The organism is Aquimarina gracilis, from assembly GCF_035285365.1.
GTDB classification, from domain to species: domain Bacteria; phylum Bacteroidota; class Bacteroidia; order Flavobacteriales; family Flavobacteriaceae; genus Aquimarina; species Aquimarina gracilis.
On sequence record NZ_JAYKLX010000006.1, the window covers coordinates 424,439 to 428,040 of the forward strand.

Here is a 3,602-nt window from a genome sequence, read left to right on the forward strand (position 1 = left end):
ACCTTGCGTTGCCGTAAGCACAACGCTCACCGTGCCTACATCGTTACAGCCAAAAGTAGTTTTGTCGAGGCTTATAAAAATAGGATCGGAGTTGTTGCAACCGTTCCTGCCAGAGCCATCGTCCACATCCTCAGGAGCGATGCTTACTCGCCCGCTGGCATCCAACTGCACAGTGATATCTTTGGCAACGGCCACAAGGTTGTCCAAATGCGCTTCCACGGTAACCTGGGCGGTGGCGGTGGCCGTTTGGCCATTCCGGGTAGCGGTCAGGGTCACCGTTACCGGGCTGCCCACATCGTTACAATCAAAACTATCGATGTCCAAACTCAGTTCCGGGGCGTTGCCACAGCCATAAACAGAGCCATTGTCCACCTCCTCAGGTGTGATGCTTACCTGCCCACTGGAATCTAACTGTACGGTAATATCTTTTGCAATGGCCTCCAAGTTGCCCAAATGCTCTTCCACGGTCACTATAGTAGAGGCACTTGCCGAGTTTTCAGCCTCATCGGTTACGTAAAGGGTCACTTGATGATCGCCCAGATCTTCACAGTCAAAGATCATATCGGTTTCATTGCCATCGGCATCAAAACTGAATATAAGATCTTCTGTTAGCGTAATGTTGTCCGTACTGCCATTGTCCAATTGAGTTGCCAAAAGGATGACCTCACCCTTTTCATCCAGTGTCAAGATGATCGGGGCCAATGTAATCGTAGGATCCTCATAGTCGTCTTCCCTGGTATCTCCTGCGATAGTCCACCCATAAACGTCTGTCAGTTTTTGCCTGTGAAGGTCTCCTATTTGGTTGTATACTAATCCAGATGCTCCCAGGGTGATCCCTGTGGGAGTATTGGGCAAGGCCGCCCAGCCCTTTAATGTGGCCCCATAATTGGCCACAGACAAGTTGCTACCGCTTAACATCCCATTCATATTGGTGACATTACCTATGTCCCAATCGCCTATGTCCTGGTTGAATTTAGTGGCTCCCAAGAATACCCCATCCATATGGGTGACATTGCTTACGTTCCAGCGGTTAAGATTCGTATGTTGCCCCATGACTCCAGAGTTACGAAACATCCCTCGCATATCCGCTACGTTTTGCAGATTGGGGGCATCTGTGGCGGTGATATCCAGGTTGCTACATCCATGAAAGGTACCCCACATGCTTGCCCATTGTATATCTCCCCACTGTTTTACGGTCCGTATCTTGTCCTTGTCCCCTGCATTGTTAAAATATAGGGCAGGAAAATCTCCGTAAATGCTCACCGCATAGGTGTCCGAATTTGCGTAGGTATGGGTAAGGCGGGTATCATTGGGGTCACTTGTGTCGATTGTCGTTATCGTAGTATCATCTCCCCAGTCTACGGTAAAGTTATATACATAATACCTAATGGGAATGGTAACAGACTCACCGGCATCCACTGTCCAGGTGGTGATGAAGTACGAAGAAGGACACGGCTCACCACTACTAAAGCTTATTCCATTATCATAGTTCCAATTATTATTATTTGTGGGATCAAATCCTGCATCCACCTCAATACAGCTTAAATCGGGGTTATTAGTGGCAAAAAAATCTGTAAAACCCGTATTGTTTCCGTTGGAAACATTTAAATGCAGTAAACTGGCGTTTTCACAATACAACCGTGTGAGGGCAGTATTGTTGGAGATATCCAAGGCATCTAAATTATTGTCGGAACAATTTAACCCTATAATATTTACAAAAGCCTCAATCCCTGTTAAATCATTAATAGAAAGTCCCCTGACATCTATTGTTCCTGTAAAAGCTACTGCTTCAGCGTAGGTAATTTCATTATCGTTGTCGGTGTTGATATTGAGATCGTTGACCAAAGCAGCTTTAAAATTGGCATCTTTGAAGGTAAGGATCTTCGTTAGAATGGACCCTGTTACATTTGCTTTAAATTGGTCTTGTATAGACATTACGTAAGCTTCTGCGACTTGAATTTGGCCGGCGCTAAACATAAACTTGCAAGCATCATTTGAATAATCCATATAATTTTGAAATAAAGCTTGCTGACCGGATACACAAGCAGGTCTTGAACCTAGTGTAGGACAACCAAAAGTCGCTAAATTTTGATTTGGCGTATCTGCAATATTATCGTCTGAATCGCAAGAACCCGTAAAAGTGTGGCCTAAATTGAAAAAGTGACCTAATTCATGTGTTACAGCTCTACCTAAATCGTAAGAAGCTCTGGGGACTATTCCAGAGTTTGGACATCCAGCACCAGGTCCAAAAGCATTTAAACTTATAGTCGCGGCATCACCGTTAGCAACATTTCCACGTAACGGAGAAAAGCCTAGTTCTTTAATATCTCTTACTACCAAGTTCAGATAACCTGCCCAAGCTGGATCAACAGAGCTCCCGCCTCCAAAATTATAACCTATAGTAACAGCAGGACCGCCTTCAACCATTTCAGGATCAACTGCAGTTGGATGATTCACTGTTGCAATACGAAATAAAAAATTTGCTGCTCCAGTATTTGTTTCTGGATAGTACTGTGCAACAGCCTGGGTCCAGTTTGATATATCTGTATTTGTACCAGAAAAGTCTTGGTTAATAACATCGACTTGATTTTGGGCTAAAGCTTCTAAACAAGTTCTATCTGATTCTAAACCACTAGGAAAGTGTACGGCAATAGGAATAATTATCGGACTCCTCATTCTAGATGAGTAGTTGTTAGCCAAATTCTCTTTTAATTGAGCTTTAAATTTTGATTGCGCTTTTTGATATTGTTTTGCATATTCAGGGTTTTTCATTTTTTCCTTCATATACTCAACCATACCACATGTGCGTCTTTGCGCTTTAACAATTGTTGTTAAGCTAATAATAATAATAGAAAGAATAATTTTTAGTTTCATATTACATTTTTTGTTTGCTCATAACCAACACCATTACAAAAGAACCATTTGAAGTCCGTAATGTCTGACACACCCCGAGTCATTAACCTATTGTTTTGACATTATAAAAATTCAAGTTTCGTTTCCCCAATACTTCTTTCGTACATTTACTATTTTGGTAATTTCTTTTTTACCTTTGCTACTTTATTCTCCAATAAACAGTGTTGCATTACATTTTGGGTTCTTTATCATTAAATAAACTTCTAGAAAGTCAAACAATGCCAGAAGCTATTATTTAGACCTAAGAAATTACCAAAAAGAAGCGAAAAGGAGCTTAAACAATAGCTTCGTTTCAATGTTTATGGATTCATCTATTGGTATTTTATACTGATTTAAATACCGCCTCAGTCCTTGAACAATAGCTTGTCCTAACCTACAGAAATCACTAAATCCCACCATCATAATTTTTTTAAAAAAACCTCTTTACTTTTCCTGTTATTACCATCAACCATTGGAGAAAAGAAAAGATCATCAGTAATTGATATAGATCATTTTTGCTTCATGACCCAGCCCCGCTTCGTTGTAGTCGATCACACATACATAAGAGCCCACAGGGACCATGCTATCTTTATAAGTGCCGTCCCAGCCATCGCCGGGTCCCCCATAATGCGCGCTGAACAGCAACCGTTGGCTCAGGTCGTATATCTTCACCACGTTGTTTCCATACGCTTCAAGGCCTTCGATGACCA

General features: G+C 42.0%; 2 protein-coding genes. Both read right to left on the reverse strand.

The window, feature by feature from the left end; translation table 11 throughout:
- A partial coding sequence (locus U6A24_RS14795) for a BspA family leucine-rich repeat surface protein (RefSeq protein WP_324180769.1) occupies positions 1-2,772 on the reverse strand: 2,772 nt, incomplete at its 3' end.
- A 612-nt stretch (positions 2,773-3,384) separates the two neighbouring features.
- A partial coding sequence (locus U6A24_RS14800; protein WP_324180770.1) for a T9SS type B sorting domain-containing protein occupies positions 3,385-3,602 on the reverse strand: 218 nt, incomplete at its 5' end.